This is a genomic window from Enterobacter cloacae complex sp. IR5402, from assembly GCF_049238125.1.
Lineage (GTDB): Bacteria > Pseudomonadota > Gammaproteobacteria > Enterobacterales > Enterobacteriaceae > Enterobacter > Enterobacter hormaechei_C.
Genome location: NZ_JBMKHO010000001.1, coordinates 197,137 through 217,035 on the forward strand (window position 1 = coordinate 197,137; position 19,899 = coordinate 217,035).

Annotated in this window: 19 protein-coding genes; 14 read left to right on the plus strand and 5 right to left on the minus strand. The window is 56.8% G+C overall.

What is annotated here, in order from left to right; all coding sequences use genetic code 11:
• Positions 1–108: 108 nt before the first annotated feature.
• Positions 109–1,104, plus strand: coding sequence for a dicarboxylate transporter/tellurite-resistance protein TehA (tehA, locus tag ACOTXL_RS00980; protein WP_023324635.1), 996 nt, complete (start codon positions 109–111; stop codon positions 1,102–1,104).
• Positions 1,104–1,697: a tellurite resistance methyltransferase TehB gene (gene tehB, locus ACOTXL_RS00985; RefSeq protein ID WP_003857227.1), complete on the plus strand. Its 594-nt coding sequence runs from the start codon at positions 1,104–1,106 to the stop codon at positions 1,695–1,697. The genes tehA and tehB overlap by 1 nt, the downstream gene beginning before the upstream one ends.
• On the opposite strand, the gene pepT is transcribed toward tehB, so the two are convergent.
• Complete coding sequence (pepT, locus tag ACOTXL_RS00990; protein ID WP_045349907.1) at positions 1,694–2,923, minus strand: peptidase T; 1,230 nt, start codon at positions 2,921–2,923, stop codon at positions 1,694–1,696. The two genes, tehB and pepT, sit on opposite strands and share 4 nt — an antisense overlap.
• A 111-nt stretch (positions 2,924–3,034) precedes the next feature.
• Here pepT and ACOTXL_RS00995 point away from each other — a divergent pair, with 111 nt between their 5' ends.
• Positions 3,035–4,630 carry an ABC transporter substrate-binding protein gene (locus ACOTXL_RS00995; protein WP_003857222.1) on the plus strand — a complete coding sequence of 532 codons (1,596 nt, stop codon included), beginning with the start codon at positions 3,035–3,037 and terminating at the stop codon, positions 4,628–4,630.
• Between the two features lie 133 nt (positions 4,631–4,763).
• On the plus strand, positions 4,764–5,438 hold the full coding sequence (locus ACOTXL_RS01000) for a DUF3313 domain-containing protein (protein ID WP_003857221.1): 675 nt from the start codon (positions 4,764–4,766) through the stop codon (positions 5,436–5,438).
• 34 nt (positions 5,439–5,472) lie between these two features.
• On the opposite strand, the gene ACOTXL_RS01005 is transcribed toward ACOTXL_RS01000, so the two are convergent.
• A complete protein-coding gene (locus tag ACOTXL_RS01005) occupies positions 5,473–6,369 on the minus strand; it encodes a DMT family transporter (RefSeq protein WP_003857219.1) in 897 nt (298 codons plus the stop codon).
• A 174-nt stretch (positions 6,370–6,543) separates the two neighbouring features.
• Here ACOTXL_RS01005 and ACOTXL_RS01010 point away from each other — a divergent pair, with 174 nt between their 5' ends.
• Positions 6,544–7,416 (plus strand): helix-turn-helix domain-containing protein, encoded by an 873-nt coding sequence (locus ACOTXL_RS01010; protein WP_003857218.1) that lies wholly within the window; start codon positions 6,544–6,546, stop codon positions 7,414–7,416.
• Here ACOTXL_RS01010 and ACOTXL_RS01015 read toward each other — a convergent pair.
• Positions 7,396–8,562: a benzoate/H(+) symporter BenE family transporter gene (locus ACOTXL_RS01015; protein ID WP_045349909.1), complete on the minus strand. Its 1,167-nt coding sequence runs from the start codon at positions 8,560–8,562 to the stop codon at positions 7,396–7,398. The genes ACOTXL_RS01010 and ACOTXL_RS01015 overlap by 21 nt on opposite strands.
• Before the next feature lie 92 nt (positions 8,563–8,654).
• On the opposite strand from ACOTXL_RS01015, the gene ACOTXL_RS01020 reads away from it, so the two are divergent.
• Both ACOTXL_RS01020 and ACOTXL_RS01025 read left to right on the plus strand, forming a co-directional pair.
• Positions 8,655–9,182: a helix-turn-helix domain-containing protein gene (locus ACOTXL_RS01020; protein WP_045349910.1), complete on the plus strand. Its 528-nt coding sequence runs from the start codon at positions 8,655–8,657 to the stop codon at positions 9,180–9,182.
• A gap of 80 nt (positions 9,183–9,262) precedes the next feature.
• Positions 9,263–11,227: a peptidase U32 family protein gene (locus ACOTXL_RS01025; RefSeq protein ID WP_003857212.1), complete on the plus strand. Its 1,965-nt coding sequence runs from the start codon at positions 9,263–9,265 to the stop codon at positions 11,225–11,227.
• Here the strand turns inward: ACOTXL_RS01025 and ACOTXL_RS01030 are convergent.
• Complete coding sequence (locus tag ACOTXL_RS01030) at positions 11,224–11,457, minus strand: DUF2554 family protein (protein WP_003857211.1); 234 nt, start codon at positions 11,455–11,457, stop codon at positions 11,224–11,226. The genes ACOTXL_RS01025 and ACOTXL_RS01030 overlap by 4 nt on opposite strands.
• Positions 11,458–11,700: 243 nt before the next feature.
• Between ACOTXL_RS01030 and ACOTXL_RS01035 the strand changes: the two genes are divergently transcribed.
• Positions 11,701–12,063 (plus strand): hypothetical protein, encoded by a 363-nt coding sequence (locus ACOTXL_RS01035; protein WP_003857209.1) that lies wholly within the window; start codon positions 11,701–11,703, stop codon positions 12,061–12,063.
• A gap of 148 nt (positions 12,064–12,211) precedes the next feature.
• Here ACOTXL_RS01035 and ftrA read toward each other — a convergent pair whose 3' ends face one another.
• Positions 12,212–13,210: a transcriptional regulator FtrA gene (ftrA, locus tag ACOTXL_RS01040; RefSeq protein WP_022651184.1), complete on the minus strand. Its 999-nt coding sequence runs from the start codon at positions 13,208–13,210 to the stop codon at positions 12,212–12,214.
• A 73-nt stretch (positions 13,211–13,283) separates the two neighbouring features.
• Here ftrA and ACOTXL_RS01045 point away from each other — a divergent pair, with 73 nt between their 5' ends.
• From ACOTXL_RS01045 to urtD, 6 genes are all read left to right on the plus strand, one after another.
• Positions 13,284–13,694: a rhodanese-like domain-containing protein gene (locus ACOTXL_RS01045; protein WP_045349912.1), complete on the plus strand. Its 411-nt coding sequence runs from the start codon at positions 13,284–13,286 to the stop codon at positions 13,692–13,694.
• Positions 13,695–13,850: 156 nt separating this feature from the next.
• Positions 13,851–14,954 carry a cobalamin-independent methionine synthase II family protein gene (locus ACOTXL_RS01050; protein WP_023314139.1) on the plus strand — a complete coding sequence of 368 codons (1,104 nt, stop codon included), beginning with the start codon at positions 13,851–13,853 and terminating at the stop codon, positions 14,952–14,954.
• Positions 14,955–15,154: 200 nt separating this feature from the next.
• On the plus strand, positions 15,155–16,426 hold the full coding sequence (urtA, locus tag ACOTXL_RS01055) for an urea ABC transporter substrate-binding protein (RefSeq protein ID WP_032609178.1): 1,272 nt from the start codon (positions 15,155–15,157) through the stop codon (positions 16,424–16,426).
• A gap of 22 nt (positions 16,427–16,448) precedes the next feature.
• The gene (gene urtB / locus ACOTXL_RS01060; RefSeq protein WP_045349914.1) at positions 16,449–18,023 is read left to right on the plus strand and encodes an urea ABC transporter permease subunit UrtB; all 1,575 of its coding nucleotides are present in this window, start codon (positions 16,449–16,451) and stop codon (positions 18,021–18,023) included.
• A complete protein-coding gene (urtC, locus tag ACOTXL_RS01065) occupies positions 18,023–19,096 on the plus strand; it encodes an urea ABC transporter permease subunit UrtC (RefSeq protein WP_045349916.1) in 1,074 nt (357 codons plus the stop codon). The genes urtB and urtC overlap by 1 nt, the downstream gene beginning before the upstream one ends.
• Complete coding sequence (gene urtD / locus ACOTXL_RS01070; RefSeq protein WP_045349918.1) at positions 19,096–19,893, plus strand: urea ABC transporter ATP-binding protein UrtD; 798 nt, start codon at positions 19,096–19,098, stop codon at positions 19,891–19,893. Before urtC ends, urtD begins: the two co-directional genes overlap by 1 nt.
• Positions 19,894–19,899 lie beyond the last annotated feature (6 nt).

Consider the following 19,899-nt stretch of genomic DNA (forward strand, 5'->3'; position numbering starts at 1 on the left):
AAAAGCCTTTCAATAAACGTAGCAAAGTTTTGGTTTTTCGAAGTGCTGGCGTCCGCACAGGAAACCCCTTAAAATGGCATTTAAAATACATTTTAAACTTTAAAAAAAATGCATAACCTAAACCAACGCGTTCTTAACTTGCCCGCCGGGTATTTCGGTATGGTCCTCGGGACCATAGGTATGGGGTTCGCCTGGCGTTATGCCAGCACCATCTGGCCGGTGACGCGCTGGCCGGGCGAGATCCTGGTGGCGCTGGCGGTGGCGATCTGGTTCCTTCTGAGCGTGGCGTTTCTTACCCGTGCGGTACGGTTTCCACATAGCGTGTTGGCCGAGATGCGGCATCCGGTAATGAGCAGTTTTGTCAGCCTGTTTCCTGCCACAACGCTGCTGGTGGCCATCGGCTTTGTGCCGTGGTATCGCCCGGTGGCGCTGGGGTTGTTTAGCGTGGGCGTGGTGATCCAGCTTGCGTATGCCGCCTGGCAAAGCGCCGGGCTGTGGCGCGGCAAGCATCCGGAAGAAGCCACGACGCCGGGACTCTATCTGCCGACGGTGGCGAACAATTTTATCAGCGCGATGGCCTGCGGTGCGCTAGGCTTCCACGACGCGGGGCTGGTGTTCCTTGGTGCCGGGGTCTTTTCCTGGCTGAGCCTGGAGCCGGTCATTTTACAACGCCTGCGCAGCGCGGGCGAGCTGCCCGCTGCCCTTCGTACCTCGCTCGGGATCCAGCTTGCGCCTGCCCTGGTGGCCTGTAGCGCCTGGTTTAGCGTCAACGGCGGCGAAGCGGACACCTTCGCCAAAATGCTTTTCGGCTATGGCCTGTTGCAACTCCTGTTTATGCTGCGTCTGATGCCGTGGTATCTGTCGCAGCCGTTCAACGCGTCGTTCTGGAGCTTCTCGTTCGGGGTGTCGGCGCTGGCGACCACCGGTTTACATCTTGGGCAGAGCAGTCCGTCAGGGTTCTTTCATGCCCTCGCTGTTCCCCTGTTTATTTTCACCAACGTCATCATCGCGATGCTGCTGGTCCGTACTTTTATCTTGCTGATGCAGGGCAAACTTCTGGTGCGCGCTGATAAGGCACTGCTTATGCAATCTGAGGAAAAATAATGACTGTCGATGAAAACTACTTTACTGAGAAATATGGGCTGACCCGCACGCACTCAGAGGTGCTGCTCAGCGCGGACATTGTTAAGCCGGGAAAAACGCTCGATCTCGGTTGCGGAAATGGCCGTAACAGCCTCTACCTCGCTGCCAATGGCCATGACGTGACGGCGTGGGATAAAAACCCGATGAGCATCGATAACATTGAGCGCATTAAGGCGGCGGAAGGGATCGCGAATCTGCAAACGGCGATTAAGGATCTGAACAACCTGACCTTTGACGGCGAATACGACTTTATTCTTTCCACCGTCGTGTTGATGTTCCTCGAAGCGAATACCATCCCTGGTCTTATCGCCAATATGCAGCGTTGCACTAAACCAGGCGGCTATAACCTGATCGTTGCCGCCATGGATACGGAGGATTATCCGTGCACCGTCGGCTTCCCGTTTGCCTTCAAACCCGGTGAACTGAGTAACTACTACGAAGGCTGGGAGCTGATCAAGTACAACGAAGAGGTGGGGGAACTCCACCGTACCGATGCCAACGGGAACCGTATCAAGCTGCGCTTCGCTACCATGCTCGCACGCAAGCCCGCTTAACGCGCGGCCAGCAGACAGAGTTGCAGGGCCGTGCGACAGGAGGCCTCGAACGACGACAGCGGTAAAAACTCAAACTTCGAGTGGAAGTTATGGGCGCCGGTGAAGAAGTTCGGGGTGAGCAGGCCTTTGGCTGACAGGGCCGCCCCATCCGTGCCACCGCGCATGGGGATCGGTTTTGGGGTGATGCCGAGCGATTCCATCGCCTCGAACATCAGGTCGATCGCGCGGCGGTCTTCGCCAATCGCATTGCTGATATTGCTGTAGGTATCCTCAATGCGATACTCCACGTTTGCCGTGGGATGCTGCGCGGCTATTTGCGCCGCCACATCGGCAATGTGCTGCTTGCGGGCGGCGAAACCATCTTTGTCAAAATCACGAATATTGGCTTTCAGTATCGCTTCGTTCTGCCCGGCCTGGATGCCGTTAAACCAGATATAACCTTCGCGCCCCTCGGTGCATTCCGGGGTTTGCTGGCGATCGAAATGGCTGATGAAATCCGTTGCCATCAGCAGCGGATTGACCAGCACCCCTTTGGCGGACATCGGGTGCGCCGTGACGCCGGTAAAGCGAATTTCAGCCGCCGCCGCGTTAAAGTTCTCGTAAACAATTTCGCCCAGCTCGCAGCAGTCGATGGTCCAGGCAAAATCGACGTCGAAGCGCTTTAAATCCAGCGCTTTCGCGCCGCACAGGCCAATCTCTTCATCGGGCACAAACGCCACCACAATATCGCCATGGTTGTGCTCAGCGGTGAGGTTTTCCAGCACCGTCATGACCACGGTGACGGCCGCTTTATTATCTGCGCCTAATACGCTGGTTCCGTCGCTGAAAATAATCTCCTCATCAGGATAAGCCAGAATTTCCGGGTGCTCTTTTACGCGCAGCCAAATATCTTTCTCTTTATTCAGACAGAGATCATCCCCCGTAAAGGTTAATATTTGTGGATGAATATCCGGGGATAAACCGACGTCGACGGTGTCGATATGGGTAATAAAACCAATCCGCGGCGCGCCGGGAACATTACCTTTTTTCACGGCGGTAACGGTGGCGAACTCATCTATCACAATATCGTCTAACCCCAGCGTTTTCAGCTCCTTCGCCAGCTCCCGCGCCATGTCGTGCTGGCCCGGGGTGGAGGGCAGGGTTTTGACTTTCGGGTCGCTCTGGCTGGTGATGGCGAGATAGCGGAAAAAGCGTTGGGTTAATTGTCTGGAGAGTTCTGAGCCCATAGTGTTTCCTTCTGTATTTATTTTTCATGTGTTTGCGCCATCACTTTAATGTTATTTATGAAATGGCAAAAGAAGTAATTAGCCGTCGAATTAAAAAGACAGGAATAAATGATGAAAAGCACATTCACAATGATAACGCTGGCGCTTGCTGCACTGACGGTCAGTTCCACCGTCGCGGCAAAAACGCTGGTGTATTGCTCCGAAGGATCGCCGGAAAATTTCAATCCTCAGCTCTATACGTCGGGGACCAGCGTGGACGCCAGCGCCGTACCGGTTTATAACCGTCTGGTCGATTTCAAACCGGGCACTACCGAACTGGTGCCGAGCCTGGCGGAAAGCTGGGAGGTAAGCGAGGATGGCAAGGTCTACACCTTCCACCTGCGCAAAGGGGTGAAATTCCACAGTAATAAGCTGTTCACGCCGACGCGCGATTTCAACGCGGACGACGTGATTTTCTCGTTTATGCGCCAGAAAGATGTGAATCATCCTTACCATAACGTCTCCAACGGCAGTTATTCCAACTTCGAAAGTCTGGAGTTCGGCAGCCTGATTACCGCCATTGATAAAGTTGACGATCGCACCGTGCGCTTCACCCTGGCGCATCCGGAAGCGCCGTTTGTCGCTGACCTGGCGTGGTACTTTGCCTCCATTCTGTCGGCGGAGTATGCCGATGCCATGCTGAAAGCGGGCACGCCAGAAAAGGTCGATATGCAGCCGATTGGCACCGGGCCGTTTAAGCTGTCGCAATATCAGAAGGATTCCCGCATCCTCTTTACCGCTTTCCCTGACTACTGGCAGGGAAAATCGAAGCTGGATCGTCTGGTGTTCACCATCACGCCGGACGCCTCGGTACGTTTTGCCAAAGTCGAGAAGAATGAGTGTCAGGTGATGCCGTTCCCGAACCCGGCGGACCTGCCGCGTATGAAGGCTAACAAAGATATCAACCTGATGAGCAAGGCCGGTCTGAATACCGGTTTCCTGGCGTTTAACACGCAAAAGCCGCCGCTGGATAACGTAAAAGTGCGCCAGGCGCTGGCGATGGCGATTAACAAACCGGCCATCATTGAGGCGGTTTTCCACGGCACCGGCACGGCGGCGAAAAACCTGCTGCCGCCTGGCGTCTGGAGTGCCGACAGTGAGCTGAAAGACTACGATTACGATCCAGAAAAAGCGAAAGCGCTGTTAAAGGAGGCGGGGTTTGCCAACGGCGTAAGCATCGATCTGTGGGCCATGCCCGTGCAACGGCCGTATAACCCGAACGCGAAGCGTATGGCGGAGATGATCCAGGCGGACTGGGCGAAAGTTGGCGTGCAGACCAAAATCGTGACCTACGAATGGGGCGAATACCTGAAGCGCGTGAAGGGCGGGGAGCATCAGGCTGCGCTGATGGGCTGGACAACGGCGACGGGGGATCCGGATAACTTCTTCGGCCCGCTGTTTACCTGTACGTCCGCCAACGGCGGGTCGAATTCGGCGAAATGGTGTTATAAGCCGTTTGATAACCTGATTGCCGAAGCAAAATCGATAACCGATCGCGAAAAACGCGTGGCGCTGTACAAGCAGGCGCAGCAGATGATGCACGATCAAATGCCGGCGGTAATGATTGCTCATTCAACGATTTTTGAGCCAGTCCGTAAAGAGGTCACGGGCTATGAAATTGATCCCTTCGGCAAACACCTGTTCTGGCAAGTGGACCTGAAAGAGTAATTTTCACTGCCCGGTTTCGGTCGGGCAGTTTTTTCGCTATTTGTGCTGTCTTCGTCATTTTTTGCCACAACACATCGCCCCATTTTTTGTTATAACTTCAAGTGCATACTTGCAGATAACATGGAATACCATCATGCGTACTCACACTTTTTTTAAAGTTGCAGTGCTTTCTGGTCTGTTGGCCCTCTCAGGCTGTGCGTCAAAAGTCGCAGCCCCCGATCAATATTCAGGCTTTTTAAAAGATTACTCAGGCTTGCAGGAGATGAAATCTGCAACCGGGAAGCCAACCCTGCGTTGGGTTGATCCTTCTTATAATGAGGCGAATTATGACAGCATTATCTGGACGCCGATAACCTATTATCCGACGCCAAAACCGACCACTCAGCTTGGGCAAAAAACGCTTGATGAGCTGTTGAATTATACCAATACCAAACTGAAAACCGCGATTGGCCAGCGTAAGCCGATTGTGACGACGCCGGGCAAACATAGCCTGATCTTCCGCGGCGCCATCACGGGTGTGAGCTCAGACAAAGAAGGTTTGCAGTTCTATGAAGTGGTGCCTGTCGCGCTGCTGGTTGCGGGTACGCAAATGGCCACGGGCCATCGTACCATGGATACGCACCTGTTCTTCGAAGGTGAGCTGATCGACGCGGCTACGAACAAACCGGTGATTAAGGTTGTTCGTAAGGGGGAAGGGAAAGAGCTGGCGAACGAGAATACGCCAATGGGCTTCGGCACCCTGAAGCAGGTTGTGGATGACATGGCAACGGATGCCACTATGTTTGATGTTCATCAGACAGCAAATTAATAAAAAAAGGCCTGCATTTTCGCAGGCCGTTTTTTTATGCCGTCCGCAGGCGGCGGAACCAGGTTTCCGGCTTCGTAAACATCACCATATTCCCCCCCAGTATCAACAACAGGCCGACGATCCCGTTGAGATGCCACACGTAACCCTCGTACACCGTTGAAATCGACAGCGCCACCAGCGGGAACAGCAGGGTGCTGTAGGCGGCTTTACCGGGACCAATGCGGCCTACCAGCGTAAAGTAGGCGCCGAAGGCAATCACCGAGCCAAACAGCGCAAGATAGAGCAGCGCCCCCATATAGCTCACCGTCCATTCCGGCATAAAGTTATCGCCTCTGAAGAGGGCGATAAGGCCCATCACGACGGTGCCATACAGCATCGCCCAGGCGTTGGTGGTCATGGTTTCCAGCCCGTTTCGCTGATGACGCATGCTGATCATATTCCCCAGCGAGAAGCCGTAGGTGCCGAGGGCGGAAAGCCCGATGCCCGTAAGCAACGACGCGCTCCAGCCGCTGGCGAGCAGATCGTTCCAGAACAGGGTAATGATCCCGATAAGCCCCAGCGCTGCCGCCGTCCAGAAGCGTGCGGGTGGACGCTGGCCGAAGAAGATAAAGCTGTTGATGGCGTTATACAGCACGGCCATCGAGAAAATCACCGACTCAAGGCCGGTATTGATATGGGCGGCGGCGGTGTAAAAGCACCAGAAGTTGAAACAGAAAACGCAGCAGCCCTGAAGCATGCAGTAGAGATGATCCCGCAGCGCCAGCCTGCGCAGACGGCGAAGGGCGACCAGGACGATCATCATCGTGGCGCTGGCCACGGCGAAGCGCCAGAAAATGGAGACCGGCGCTGCAACCGGCCCCTGTTGCAAAAAAATGGCGATCCAGGTCGTGCCCCAGATAACAACAACCAGCCCATAGAGTAATGCGTTCATGGTGTCTCTCTTCTCATACCGCGAAAAACAACAGTGTGGCGAAAGAAGAGGGACCCGGCTTTCATCGCCTTGCGCCGGACTTGCAAATTCTTGCGCTTTTTTCTCGCACAATGGCTGGTAACAGGCTGCAACACTTCTTAGACTGACAGTCTGATTAATCACCTGTTTACGGCCATGTCTCTCGTTTACGACACCTTTGAAACGTTACGCCAACAAAATGCGGTGCTGCGGGAAACCGTTGCGCTCAATACTGGCATTCAACTGGCGGCGTGGTACAACAAGCACGACACGATCACCGTGAAAAGCAACCATCACACCCTTAGCCTGTACGTGGCAGATGGCTATGAAAGCTATCAAAAAACGCCGGGTGGCTGGAAAAATGGCGGTGGGCCGGATCGTTTTTGTCTGATGCCGGAAGAGAGCGAATCCACGTGGGATATTCGTGACGACCTGTCGTTCGTGCACCTCTACTGCACCGATGAACACCTGCGGGACGTGGGGGAGAAAATCTGGGATAAACGACCGCTATCGCTGACGCTGGAGGAAAAAATATTCGGCAGCGATCCGAAAATCACCGCCCTTTATCGCCAGTTTTTGCTCGGCTGCGACTGGCAGCAAAACGCCAATCAGCTCACCCTGAGCACCGCGTCGACCTTATTGCTGACGCATTTAGTCCAGCACTATTCCAGCGTACAGTGGAAGCTGCCGGTGGTGACCGGCGGGTTATCGCCGTTTGTGCTGCGCAACGTGCTGGCCTTTATCGAGGAAAACCTGGCGCAACCCTTAACGCTGGCGGAACTGGCGGGCCAGGCCGCACTCAGTGAGTATCACTTTGCGCGGATGTTCCGCCAGTCGATGGGCCTGGCGCCGCATCAGTACGTCATGCAGCGCCGCATGGAGAAGGCCAAAGCGATGGTGCAGCACACGACCACGCCGCTCACCGACATCGCGCTGGCCTGCGGATTTAACTCCGCCAGCCATTTCAGTAACCGTTTTCGCAGCATGACCGGCATTACGCCGTCACAGCTACGCGCGGCGAAGGCGTGAGAAGACGGCGTAACAGATCCCTCCCAACACCAGCCCCCAGAAGGCGGAGCCAATCCCCAGGAGCGTGACGCCGCTGGCGGTCATCAGGAAGGTGACGATCGCCGCGTCGCGCTCTGCTTCATGATTCAGTGCCTGATACAAACTCCCGCTGATAGTGCCGAGCAGGGCCAGCCCGGCCAGCGTCTGGATGCCGCTCAGCGGCAGGGCGGACATCAGCCCCGAAATCGACCCGCCGAACACCCCCGCCAGCAGATAAAACCCACCTGCGGCCGCCGCAGCCAGCCAGCGTTTACTGGCATCCGGGTGGGCGTCCGGGCTCTGGCAGATGGCGGCGGTGATGGCGGCGATGCATATAGAATAGACGCCTAAGGGGGACAACAGCAGCGCCAGCCCGCCTGTGGCAACGATCAGCGGTGAGACCGCCAGCGGATAGCCCGATGCCTGCATGGTGGCGAAGCCGGGCGCATTCTGCGACGCCATGGTCACCAGGAAGAAGGGTAAGCCGATGCTGATCAGGCTGGTGAAGGTGAACGCAGGGGCAATGAATTCCGGCATGATGACCGATAACGTCATCCTTTTCGTGACAACGTCACCTCCAGCCCAGGCAACGAACACGCCCACCAGCAGCGTGGCGACAATGGCGTACCGGGGCGCTACAGCTTTGGCCACCAGCCAGGCGGCCAGCATACTGCCGCAAAGAAAAATGTGTCCCTCAAGATTGCTGAATGCCTTCAGGCCAAACTGTAACAGCACGCCCGCCAGCATAGCGGCGGCAAGCGAGTGCGGGATCAGTTTCATCAACCGGGCAAACAGGCCGGTGACGCCGCACAGCAGAATCAGCGTATTCGCGAATATAAATACCCCGATGGTTTCCGCCAGCGTCACGCCATGCAGGCTGGTGGCGAGCAACGCCGCGCCAGGAGTCGACCAGGCGGTCAGCACGGGGGCTTTATACCACCACGACAATGCCAGCGTGCTGATCCCCATCCCGAGCCCTAGCGCGGTCATCCATCCGGCGATTTGCTGTGTACTGGCGCCAGCCGCCGCAGCCGCCTGCCAGATAATGGCGGCAGAGCTGGCATAGCCCACCAGAACGGCAACAAAACCGGCCAGCACGGCAGGAAAGAGAGAGGCAGTCGATCGCATGGAAACTCCGTTGTGCGTTATAACGTCCGGGATAAGGTATCACTGTGCGCTATAGCGTACAAGTGGTATGCTTTACCGCAACGGGAGGAACTATGGATATCACTCAACACCTGGCAACCACACTGAAAGCGCTGCGTCAGGCGCGGGGCTGGAGCCTGTCAAAACTGGCGGAAGAGACAGGCGTGTCGAAAGCAATGCTTGGGCAAATCGAACGCAATGAGTCCAGCCCGACGGTTTCTACCTTGTGGAAAATGGCCACCGGGTTGAACGTACCTTTTTCGGCGTTTATCACTCCAGAAAGCGAACCGCAGGCGGTATTCGATCCGCAGCAGCAGGCGATGGTGGTGAAACCGCTTTTCCCCTGGGATGAACAGCTTAAGTTCGACCATTTCTCCATCACCCTGTCGCCCGGCGCGCTGAGCGAGTCCACGCCGCACGAAGCCGGGGTGATCGAACATGTGGTGGTGATAAGCGGTGAGCTGGATATGCAGATCGACGGTGTCTGGCGCACAATATACGCTGATTCCGGCGTGCGTTTTGCCGGCGATAAACCGCACGCGTACCGCAACAGCAGCGCCCGGACGGTGCATTTTCACTCCCTGATCCATTATCCCCGCTAAAGCGTCGCAAAACGGTTTCACTGACACAGACTTCTGACTACAATAGCCGCCATTTTGACCATAACGGATAACGACGAAGTATGCGCCTGCACTCCCATCATCTTGAACTGCTAAGCCCGGCCCGCGACGCCGCCATTGCCCGTGAAGCCATTCTTCACGGTGCGGATGCCGTCTACATTGGCGGCCCTGGCTTCGGTGCCCGGCATAACGCCAGCAACAGCCTGCGCGACATTGCCGAGCTGGTACCGTTCGCTCACCGTTTCGGGGCGAAGGTGTTTGTGACCCTGAACACCATTCTTCATGATGATGAGCTGGAGCCCGCGCAGCGTCTGATCACCGATCTCTACCAGACCGGCGTTGACGCCCTGATCGTTCAGGATATGGGCGTTCTGGAACTGGATATCCCGCCGATTGAGCTGCACGCCAGCACTCAGTGCGATATCCGCACCGTCGAGAAGGCGAAGTTTCTTTCGGACGTCGGGTTTACGCAGATTGTGCTGGCGCGCGAGCTGAACCTGAACCAGATCCGCGATATCCATCAGGCGACCGACGCGACCATTGAATTCTTTATCCACGGTGCGCTGTGTGTGGCCTATTCCGGGCAGTGTAATATCTCTCACGCCCAGACGGGGCGCAGCGCTAACCGGGGCGACTGCTCTCAGGCCTGCCGTCTGCCGTATACCCTGAAAGACGATCAGGGCCGCGTGGTGGCATTCGAAAAACACCTGCTGTCGATGAAAGATAACGATCAGACGGCGAACCTCGGTGCGCTGATCGATGCTGGCGTACGCTCCTTCAAAATTGAAGGGCGCTACAAGGACATGAGCTACGTGAAAAATATCACCGCCCATTATCGTCAGATGCTGGATGCCATCATCGACGATCGCGGTGATCTGGCGCGCGCCTCCGCCGGGCGTACAGAGCATTTCTTTATTCCGTCTACGGACAAAACCTTCCACCGCGGCAGCACGGACTATTTCGTGAATGCCCGTAAAGGGGATATTGGCGCGTTCGACTCACCGAAGTTTATCGGCCTGCCGGTGGGTGAAGTGCTGAAAGTGGCGAAAGATCATCTTGACGTTCAGGTGACAGAGCCGCTGGCGAACGGCGATGGTCTCAACGTGATGATCAAACGTGAAGTAGTGGGTTTCCGCGCCAATACGGTGGAGAAAACCGGCGAAAATCGCTATCGCGTCTGGCCGAACGAAATGCCTGCCGATCTCTACAAAGCCCGTCCTAATGCGGCGCTTAACCGTAACCTGGATCACAACTGGCAGCAGGCCTTGCTCAAGACCTCCAGCGAGCGCCGCATTGCGGTGGATATCGCGCTGGGGGGCTGGGAAGAGCAGCTGATCCTGACCATGACCTGCGAAGACGGCATCAGCGTCACGCATACGCTCGACGGCCTGTTCGAGGTGGCGAACAATGCGGAGAAAGCGCTCAACAACCTCAAGGATGGCGTGGCGAAGCTGGGGCAGACCATTTATTACGCGCGCAATATTGAGGTGAATCTGCCGGACGCGCTGTTCGTGCCGAACAGCCTGCTGAACCAGTTCCGCCGTGAAACGGCCGAGATGCTGGATGAAGTACGCCTGGCAAACTATTCGCGCGGCAGCCGTAAGGCCGAAGCGGTGCCTGCGCCGGTCTACCCGGACACGCATCTTTCTTTCCTCGCGAACGTATACAACCACAAAGCGCGTGCGTTTTATCATCGTCACGGCGTGCAGCTGATTGACGCCGCGTATGAAGCGCATGAAGAGAAGGGCGATGTGCCGGTGATGATCACCAAACACTGCCTGCGGTTTGCTTTTAACCTTTGTCCGAAACAGGCGAAAGGCAATATTAAAAGCTGGAAAGCGACGCCGATGCAGCTGGTGAATGGCGATGAAGTGCTGACGCTGAAGTTTGACTGCCGTCCGTGTGAAATGCACGTTATCGGCAAGATGAAGAATCACATCTTCAAAATGCCGCCGCCGGGAAGCATTGTGGCCTCCGTCAGCCCTGACGATTTGATGAAGACCCTGCCGAAGCGTAAAGGCAGCTAACCCGCAGAGTGGGTATCCGGTTTGCGCGATTTCTGCCAGGTATGGTGCTCGCGCAACCCCTCCGCAGACTCCTCAGCCGCGCTGCGTAACTCGTCGCTGTCAGCTTCATGACGAAGCTGATGGTCGGCGTTTTTCACATACACAAATTCATGCCCTTTGTGCTCCGCCATAATCTGTCCTGAGAACAGGGCGCTAATTACCAGCAGTAGCGAAAATTCTTTTCTGAACATCATTTATCCCCTGAAAATACGCTACGGTCATCGTAGGGATAATTTCATAGAGTAATTATTCGACTCTTTAAATTTGAGAAAATAGAGTGTCAAAAATTGTGGTCGCAATAAAACGCGCTTAAGACTATTCTTAAAAGTGATATCGACGTTGTAAACTCCCATTTCTGGTATGCAAAGAACAACTAGATTTATTGGGAAATCATTTACAATAAGATTTTTCTGGCTAAGGATTGGATCGAATAAATGAAAAAAATAATCGTGCTATCACTTCTGGGCGTAGTGGTTGCGGTGGGTGCTGCGGCCAGCATCTATTCAAATGAAGAACCAGAATATATTCAGTCAGCAAAAAGCCGTGTTGGATCGTATTTAACCAGCGATTACGGACGTGTCGAATGTAATAGCACCCAGGTAAGTGAAGATCGCTGGGAGCTGGGCTGTACCAATAAGGCGAGAGGCAAAACCTTCCAGTTCGCCGTTTACCCACCCGAGCAGGCACCGTATGGGGTCTCTCGTGCGTTTTATCTCGAAGCGATTAATGATGATGCCCGCCAGAGTGCAGATCAGGGGCTGATGCGTTATCTGCAAATTAATACCAAAGCGGGTTAATCGATTCGTTTATGCTTCGTTGAGGCTCACAGTGGTAGATTGCTGGTGATCCACATCCCGGTAGGGAATACCGGAGCGTAGATACCAAAATACAAATCTATCCATGCAAGCATTTACCGCCAGATTATGGCGGTTTTTTTTTGCCCGTTTATCGTACCGGCTGTAAAAATTGTTTGCGATATTGCGCGGGCGAAAGCGCAAATTGCTGCCGGAAATGGTGGCGCAGCGTGGCGCTTTGTCCAAATCCGGTTTGTTCCGCAATATTATCAATGCTGAGCCGACTGTTTTCGAGATAATCTTTTGCCCGCTGCAATCGCGCAGTCAATAACCAGCGCGCGGGCGTTGTCCCGGTCGCGTCCTGGAAACGGCGCAGAAAGGTGCGTTGACTCATACCCACCCGCAGGGCCAGCGATTCGACGGTATGGGAAACGGCCAGATGCTGGTGAAGATAATCGAACAGCTGGCCCAGGCGCTGGCTCTCCCGCAACTGAGCCACCGGTCGGCTAAGTTGCTGGGTTTGCGAGCCGTCCCGATGGGGCGGGATCACCAGTCGACGCGCCACGCGGTTTGCTGCCTCCATACCGTAATTCCGGCGCACCACGTGCAGACACAGATCAATCCCCGCGGCGCTGCCGGCGGAAGTGAGAATATCGCCTTCGTCCTGGTAGAGCACATCTTCGACCACGGTGATGGCGGGAAAGCGTGTTTTCAGAGCTTGCGTGTAGCGCCAGTGGGTGGTTGCCTTCCGCCCGTCAAGCAGGCCTGAGGCTGCCAGAACGAAAACGCCAGAACAGATCGAGAGTAGCTGGCAGCCGCGGGCATGCGCCGCGCGGAGCGCCTGGCAGAGCGCTTCGGGTACGGGTTCATCCAGCCCTCGCCAGCCGGGTACAACAACCAGATCCGCCGTTTCAAGCAGACGCAGATCGCCGTCGGCCAGAATACGGATCCCGCCCGTTGCCCGGAGCTCGCCGCCATCCACGCTCGCCACGGCGAACTGATACCAGTCATCGCCCATCTCCGGGCGCGGCAAGCCAAAGATTTCTACCGCCACGCCAAACTCAAAGGTACATAAACCGTCATATGCCAGCACGACCGCGCGCGGCGAGGGATGTCTTAAGTTTGTCATCTTTTTGCTGTTTTCTGGCATAGGCGGACGCATTCATGTGCTGAATTAAGGGATAGAGTAGTGTTAACACAAACACCACAAATGAGGAAGATTCATGAGCTATGTTACTGAATTTCCGGCTGCTGAGCCGCAGGAAGCCGTGGGGCATTTTCTGCGTCGTCTGAGCGTCGAGACGGACTGCGCCGATGTCCATCACGCGGTATCCAGCGGTGAGCAGGACTTTGTTCTGCTGCACGTTGTCGGGAAGCCTGAACATTTTGCCCGGCGGCATCTGCCCGGCGCGCTGCATTTACCCTGGAGCCAGATCACCGTCGAGCGGATGACAGCGTGGCCAGAGGGCACGCTGTTTGTCGTCTATTGTGCAGGCCCGCACTGCAACGGGGCGGACAGGGCGGCGCTGAAGCTGGCGCGTCTGGGTCTGCCGGTTAAGGTTATGCTCGGGGGCATGACCGGCTGGGAAGATGAGCGGTTCGCGTTTGCAGGATCTTCATCGCCCGCCCTGTGAACATGAATTTATTTCAACACAGATGAAATTTTCTCGTTTGTCGGCGGCGAGCCGGTATGACATCTTTTTAGGACGTTTAGACATCCAGAAGTCTAAATGTTCAAGAGATGAATTATCACTGTGGGCAATTAACGCCGACAGACAGAGGAGATTTCCATGCAGCGACACCACGCCCCGTACCGCGCCGATGTAGTCGGCAGTTTTTTACGCCCGGACTCTGTTAAACAGGCCCGTCTGCAATTTGCCAGCGGTGAGATCGATGCCGGTCAGCTTCGCGCGGTTGAGGACGAGGCCATTCGCCATGTTGTCGAACAGCAGTGCGCCTGCGGTCTGCATGTGGTAACGGACGGTGAATTCCGCCGCGCCTGGTGGCACTTTGACTTCTTTGACGGGCTACAGGGCGTAGAGCGTTATGATTCGCAGCAGGGCATTCAGTTCAACGGGGTGCAGACCAAAGCCCACGGCGTGCGCGTAACGGGCAAATTGGGCTTCGGCGATCATCCTATGCTGGAAGATTTTCGCTACCTCAAAAGCATCAGCGGTAACGCACAGCCGAAGATGACCATTCCGAGCCCGAGCGTGCTGCACTTCCGCGGTGGCCGCAAGGATATTGATGCCACGGTCTACCCGGATCTGAAGGATTACTTTGACGATCTGGCGACAACCTGGCGTGATGCCATTCGGGCCTTTTACGATGCAGGCTGCCGCTATCTGCAACTGGATGATACCGTCTGGGCCTACCTTTGTTCAGAAGACCAGCGCCGCCAGATCCGCGAGCGCGGTGACGATGCAGACGAACTTGCCCGAACCTATGCCCGGGTGCTGAATAAGGCGCTGGAGGGCAAACCGGACGACCTGACCATCGGGCTGCACGTCTGCCGCGGCAACTTCCGCTCAACCTGGATTTCCGAAGGCGGCTATGAGCCGGTGGCGGAGGTGCTGTTCGGCACGGTGAACGTCGACGCGTTCTTCCTGGAGTACGACAACGACCGTAGCGGCGACTTTGCGCCACTGCGTTTTGTGCGCCCGGGTAAACAGCAGGTGGTGCTGGGGCTGATCACCACCAAGCACGGTGAACTGGAGAACCCGGAAGGGGTGAAAGCGCGTCTGGAAGAGGCTGCGCGCTACGTGGCGAAAGAGCAGATTTGCCTCAGCCCGCAGTGCGGATTTGCCTCCACGGAAGAGGGTAACAGCCTGAGCGAAGCCCAGCAGTGGGATAAAATTCGCCTGGTGACGCAAATCGCCAGCGACGTCTGGTAACGCCGTTCACAGCGCTGCATTATTACAGTGCAGCGCTGTACCATTCTGAGTCGTTTACCGTAAATCCTCTCTTCGAACCCGTTTAAATCCTGCCTCTGCAACCTGGCACCCTTTTTGCTCTCCTGAAACTGACGTTACTTTTTCTGCGTCCGGGCGGTAACGGACGTCTTCGCACAGCTTTCTTTTTCAGGAGTGAAAATATGCACCGTCGTACCTTTATAAAAGCGTTCGCCTTGTCCGCCTCCGTGGTCGCCATGGGGGTCAGTTTTGGCGTCCAGGCCGCAGAGACCATTAAAGTCGGGATCATGCACTCACTCTCCGGCACGATGGCCATTTCAGAAACGCCCCTGAAAGATGTCGCCCTGATGACCATCGATGAAATTAACGCCAAAGGCGGCGTGCTCGGGAAAAAGCTGGAGCCGGTGGTGGTTGACCCGGCCTCCAACTGGCCGCTGTTTGCCGAAAAGGCCCGCCAGCTTCTGAGCCAGGATAAGGTCGCCGTGGTGTTTGGCTGCTGGACCTCCGTATCGCGTAAATCGGTTCTGCCGGTTTTTGAGGAGCTGAACGGTTTGCTGTTCTATCCGGTGCAGTACGAAGGTGAAGAGATGTCACCTAACGTCTTCTATACTGGCGCGGCGCCTAACCAGCAGGCGATCCCGGCGGTGGAGTACCTGATGAGCGAGGACGGCGGCAGCGCGAAACGCTTCTTCCTGCTGGGAACGGACTACGTTTACCCGCGCACCACGAACAAGATCCTGCGCGCCTTCCTGCACTCGAAAGGCGTGGAAGATAAAGATATTGAAGAGGTCTACACCCCATTTGGTCATAGCGATTACCAGACCATCGTCGCCAGTATCAAGAAATTCTCTGCGGGCGGTAAAACGGCGGTGGTCTCCACCATCAACGGTGATTCCAACGTGCCTTTCTATAAAGAGCTGGCGAACCAGGGGCTGAAAGCCACGGACGTGCCGGTGGTGGCGTTCTCGGTGGGCGAGGAGGAACTGCGCGGCATTGATACCAAACCGCTGGTGGGTAACCTTGCGGCGTGGAACTACTTTGAATCCGTCGATAACCCGACCAACCAGACCTTTGTCGCGGCCTACAAAGCCTACGCGAAAGCCCATAAGCTACCGAATGCCGATACCGTCGTCACCAACGATCCGATGGAAGCGACCTACGTCGGCCTGCATATGTGGGCGCAGGCGGTTGAAAAAGCGGGGACAACCAACGTGGACAAAGTGCGCGCGGCAATGGCGGGCCAGTCGTTCAACGCGCCGTCCGGCTTTACGCTGACCATGGATGCCACCAACCACCACCTGCATAAGCCCGTCATGATTGGTGAAATCGAAGGCAACGGCCAGTTCAACGTCGTCTGGCAAACCGAACAGCCGGTACGCGCTCAGCCGTGGAGCCCGTTTATCGCCGGGAATGACAAAAAACCTGACCAGCCGATGAAAACCGCCAGCAACTAAGCCACCACCAGGGAGAGACGTCATGAACGCCATACGCATGATGATTGCGATTGTGTGGCTTACCGGACTGCTGCCAGGGATGGCGCAGGCATCGGATGCCGATGATTTCGTTGCCGCTAGCCGCAGCCAGCAAACCGCCATGCTGACCCGCTGGGCAGCCACGCCGGAACCTGCACGTTTGCCGCTGCTTAAGGCGCTACAACAGGAGAACCTTTATACCGACAGCCAGAAGAAGGCATTTACCCGCATCGACGGCGAAATGGTTGCCCTGGGCGCGGCAAAGAGCGCCGAAGGAACGACCAAAGCCGTGCGGCTGACCAACCGGCTGCGCGTGTTAACCGTCACGGCGCTGGCGACGCATCAGCTTGTCAGTGACAGTGTCACCGAAAGGCGTCATGCCGCGCGGCAACTTCAGCGTGACGCCCAGCCGGATATGCTCGGGTTTCTGCAACAGCGGGCTAATCGCGAAACGGACGACGTCACCCGACAGTCGCTGAGGCTGGCGCTGGCAAATCTTCAGCTGGCGAGTCCGCAGGCGGAAACGCGCCTCAACGCGGTTGAACTGTTGGGACAGTCTGACGATCCGGACGTTCAGGCCACGCTGACGCCGTTCACCCGGGCGCAAACCGAGCCGGACGCACGGGTACGTGCCGCCGCCGCTGAGAGCCTGGACCGTATTCAGCACCGGCTGATGTGGGGTGAACTGCTGGGGCAGGCCTTCATGGGCCTGTCGTTGGGGTCGGTACTCTTGCTGGCCGCGCTCGGGCTGGCTATCACCTATGGTCTGCTGGGGGTGATTAACATGGCCCACGGTGAAATGCTGATGCTCGGGGCGTATGCTACCTGGTTGGTGCAGCAGGTGATGGCGCAGTGGATGCCTCAGTGGCTGGCGCTTTATCCGGTGGTGGCGCTGCCGGTGGCGTTTTGCCTGACGGCAGGTATCGGGATGGTGCTGGAGCGCACGGTGATCCGCCATCTTTATGGCCGCCCGCTGGAAACCCTGCTCGCCACCTGGGGGATCAGCCTGATGCTTATCCAGCTGGTGCGCATGACCTTTGGCGCCCAAAACCTTGAGGTCGCTAACCCGGCCTGGCTGTCCGGCGGGGTGCAGGTTTTCGCCAACCTGACGCTGCCGTGGAACCGTATTGTGGTGCTCGGGTTTGTGCTGATGGTGCTGTTCTTCACCTGGCTCATTCTGAACAAAACGCGTCTGGGTCTGAACGTGCGGGCGGTGACGCAAAACCGCAGCATGGCGGCCTGCTGCGGCGTTCCCACCGGACGGGTAGATATGCTGGCGTTTGGCCTCGGGTCCGGCATTGCCGGGTTGGGCGGCGTGGCGTTATCCCAGTTGGGGAACGTGGGACCGGAGCTGGGCCAGGGTTACATCATCGATTCATTCCTGGTGGTGGTGCTCGGCGGCGTCGGCCAGCTGGCCGGTAGCGTCGCGGCGGCCTTTGGTCTGGGGATCTTCAATAAAATTCTTGAACCGCAGATGGGCGCCGTGCTGGGCAAGATACTGATTCTGGTGGCGATCATTCTGTTTATCCAGAAACGTCCGCAGGGGTTATTCGCACTTAAAGGGAGGGTGACTGACTGATGAGCCAGCCATTGACCTTAACACTGGCGCGCAGGGCACCGCGCATCGCGCAAATCTTCGGCAGTCTGCTGGTTGCGGCGCTGCTGGTGCTGCCTTTTCTCGCGCTGTTACCCGCAACGCATCCGCTGGCCGTTTCTACGTGGATGTTGACGCTCATCGGCAAGATCCTCTGCTACGCAGTTGTCGCCGTGGCACTCGATCTGGTCTGGGGCTATGCCGGTATGCTCTCGCTGGGGCACGGCATATTCTTCGCCCTGGGCGGCTATGCGATGGGCATGTACCTGATGCGCCAGGCGGCCGGGGACGGGCTGCCCGCGTTTATGTCGTTTCTCTCGTGGAGCGAACTGCCCTGGTTCTGGTGGGGAACGCAGCATTTTGCCTGGGCTCTGGTGTTAATTGTGACGATCCCCGGCCTGCTGGCGCTGGTCTTCGGCTGGTTTGCTTTCCGCTCGAAGATCAAAGGGGTCTATTTCTCCATCATGACCCAGGCGCTGACCTATGCGGGCATGCTGCTGTTCTTTCGCAACGAAACCGGCTTTGGCGGCAATAACGGCTTTACCGGCTTTACCACGCTGCTCGGGTTTTCCGTCACGGCGACTACCACGCGGATCGCGCTGTTTCTCGCAACGGTCATGCTGCTGCTGCTGGCCCTGGGCACAGGCTACGCGCTGGCGAAGAGTAAATTTGGCCGCATTTTAACGGCGGTGCGCGATGCGGAAAACCGTCTGACGTTCTGCGGCTACGATCCGCGCGGTTTCAAGCTGCTGGTGTGGACGCTTTCCGCCGTGCTGTGTGGCCTGGCGGGGGCGCTGTACGTTCCGCAGGTGGGTATTATCAACCCGGGTGAAATGTCGCCGACCAACTCGATTGAAGCGGCCATCTGGGTGGCGCTGGGCGGTCGCGGCACGCTGGTGGGCCCGGTGATGGGCGCGGCGCTGGTCAACGGTGCGAAGAGCTTTTTCACCGTGGCGATGCCGGAGTACTGGCAGCTGTTTCTGGGGCTGATTTTCATCGCCGTGACGCTGTTTTTACCGCGCGGCGTGTTCGGTCTGTTTCGTAAGGGAGAGAATTAATGCAGCCCTCTGAAGGACTCTTTACCCGCCAGCTACCGGGCGATCGTTACCGTGAGCAGACCGATCCGGTGTTGCAGCTCGAGGCCATTAACGTCAGTTTCGACGGTTTTCAGGCGTTGACCGATCTTTCGCTGAATATCGGCGTCGGAGAATTGCGCTGCATCATTGGCCCTAACGGCGCCGGTAAAACCACGCTGATGGACGTGATCACCGGCAAAACCCGGCCAAAAAGCGGGAAAGCTATTTACGATCAGTCCATCGATCTGACAGTCCTGGAACCGGCGGCCATCGCCCGTCAGGGCATTGGCCGTAAGTTCCAGAAGCCGACCGTGTTTGAAGCGCTGACCGTAGGGGAAAACCTCGAAATCGCCATGAAAGCCGACAGGTCCGTCTGGGCGAGCCTGCGGGCAACGCTCAGCGGCGAGCAGCGCGACCGCATTGACGAGATGCTGGTTTTGCTGCGGCTTGGCAGCGAACGCGATCGCCGTGCCGGACTGCTTTCCCACGGACAGAAGCAGTTTCTGGAGATCGGCATGCTGCTGGTGCAGGACCCGCACCTGTTGCTGCTGGACGAACCCGCTGCCGGTATGACCGACGCAGAGACGGAATACACAGCCGAGCTGTTCCGAACCCTGGCAGGCAAGCATTCGCTGATGGTGGTTGAGCACGATATGGGCTTCGTCGAGACCATCGCCGACCACGTCACGGTGCTGCATCAGGGGCGGGTACTGGCGGAAGGTTCGCTTCGCGAGGTACAGGCCAATGAACAGGTAATTGACGTCTATCTGGGACGTTAAGGAGAG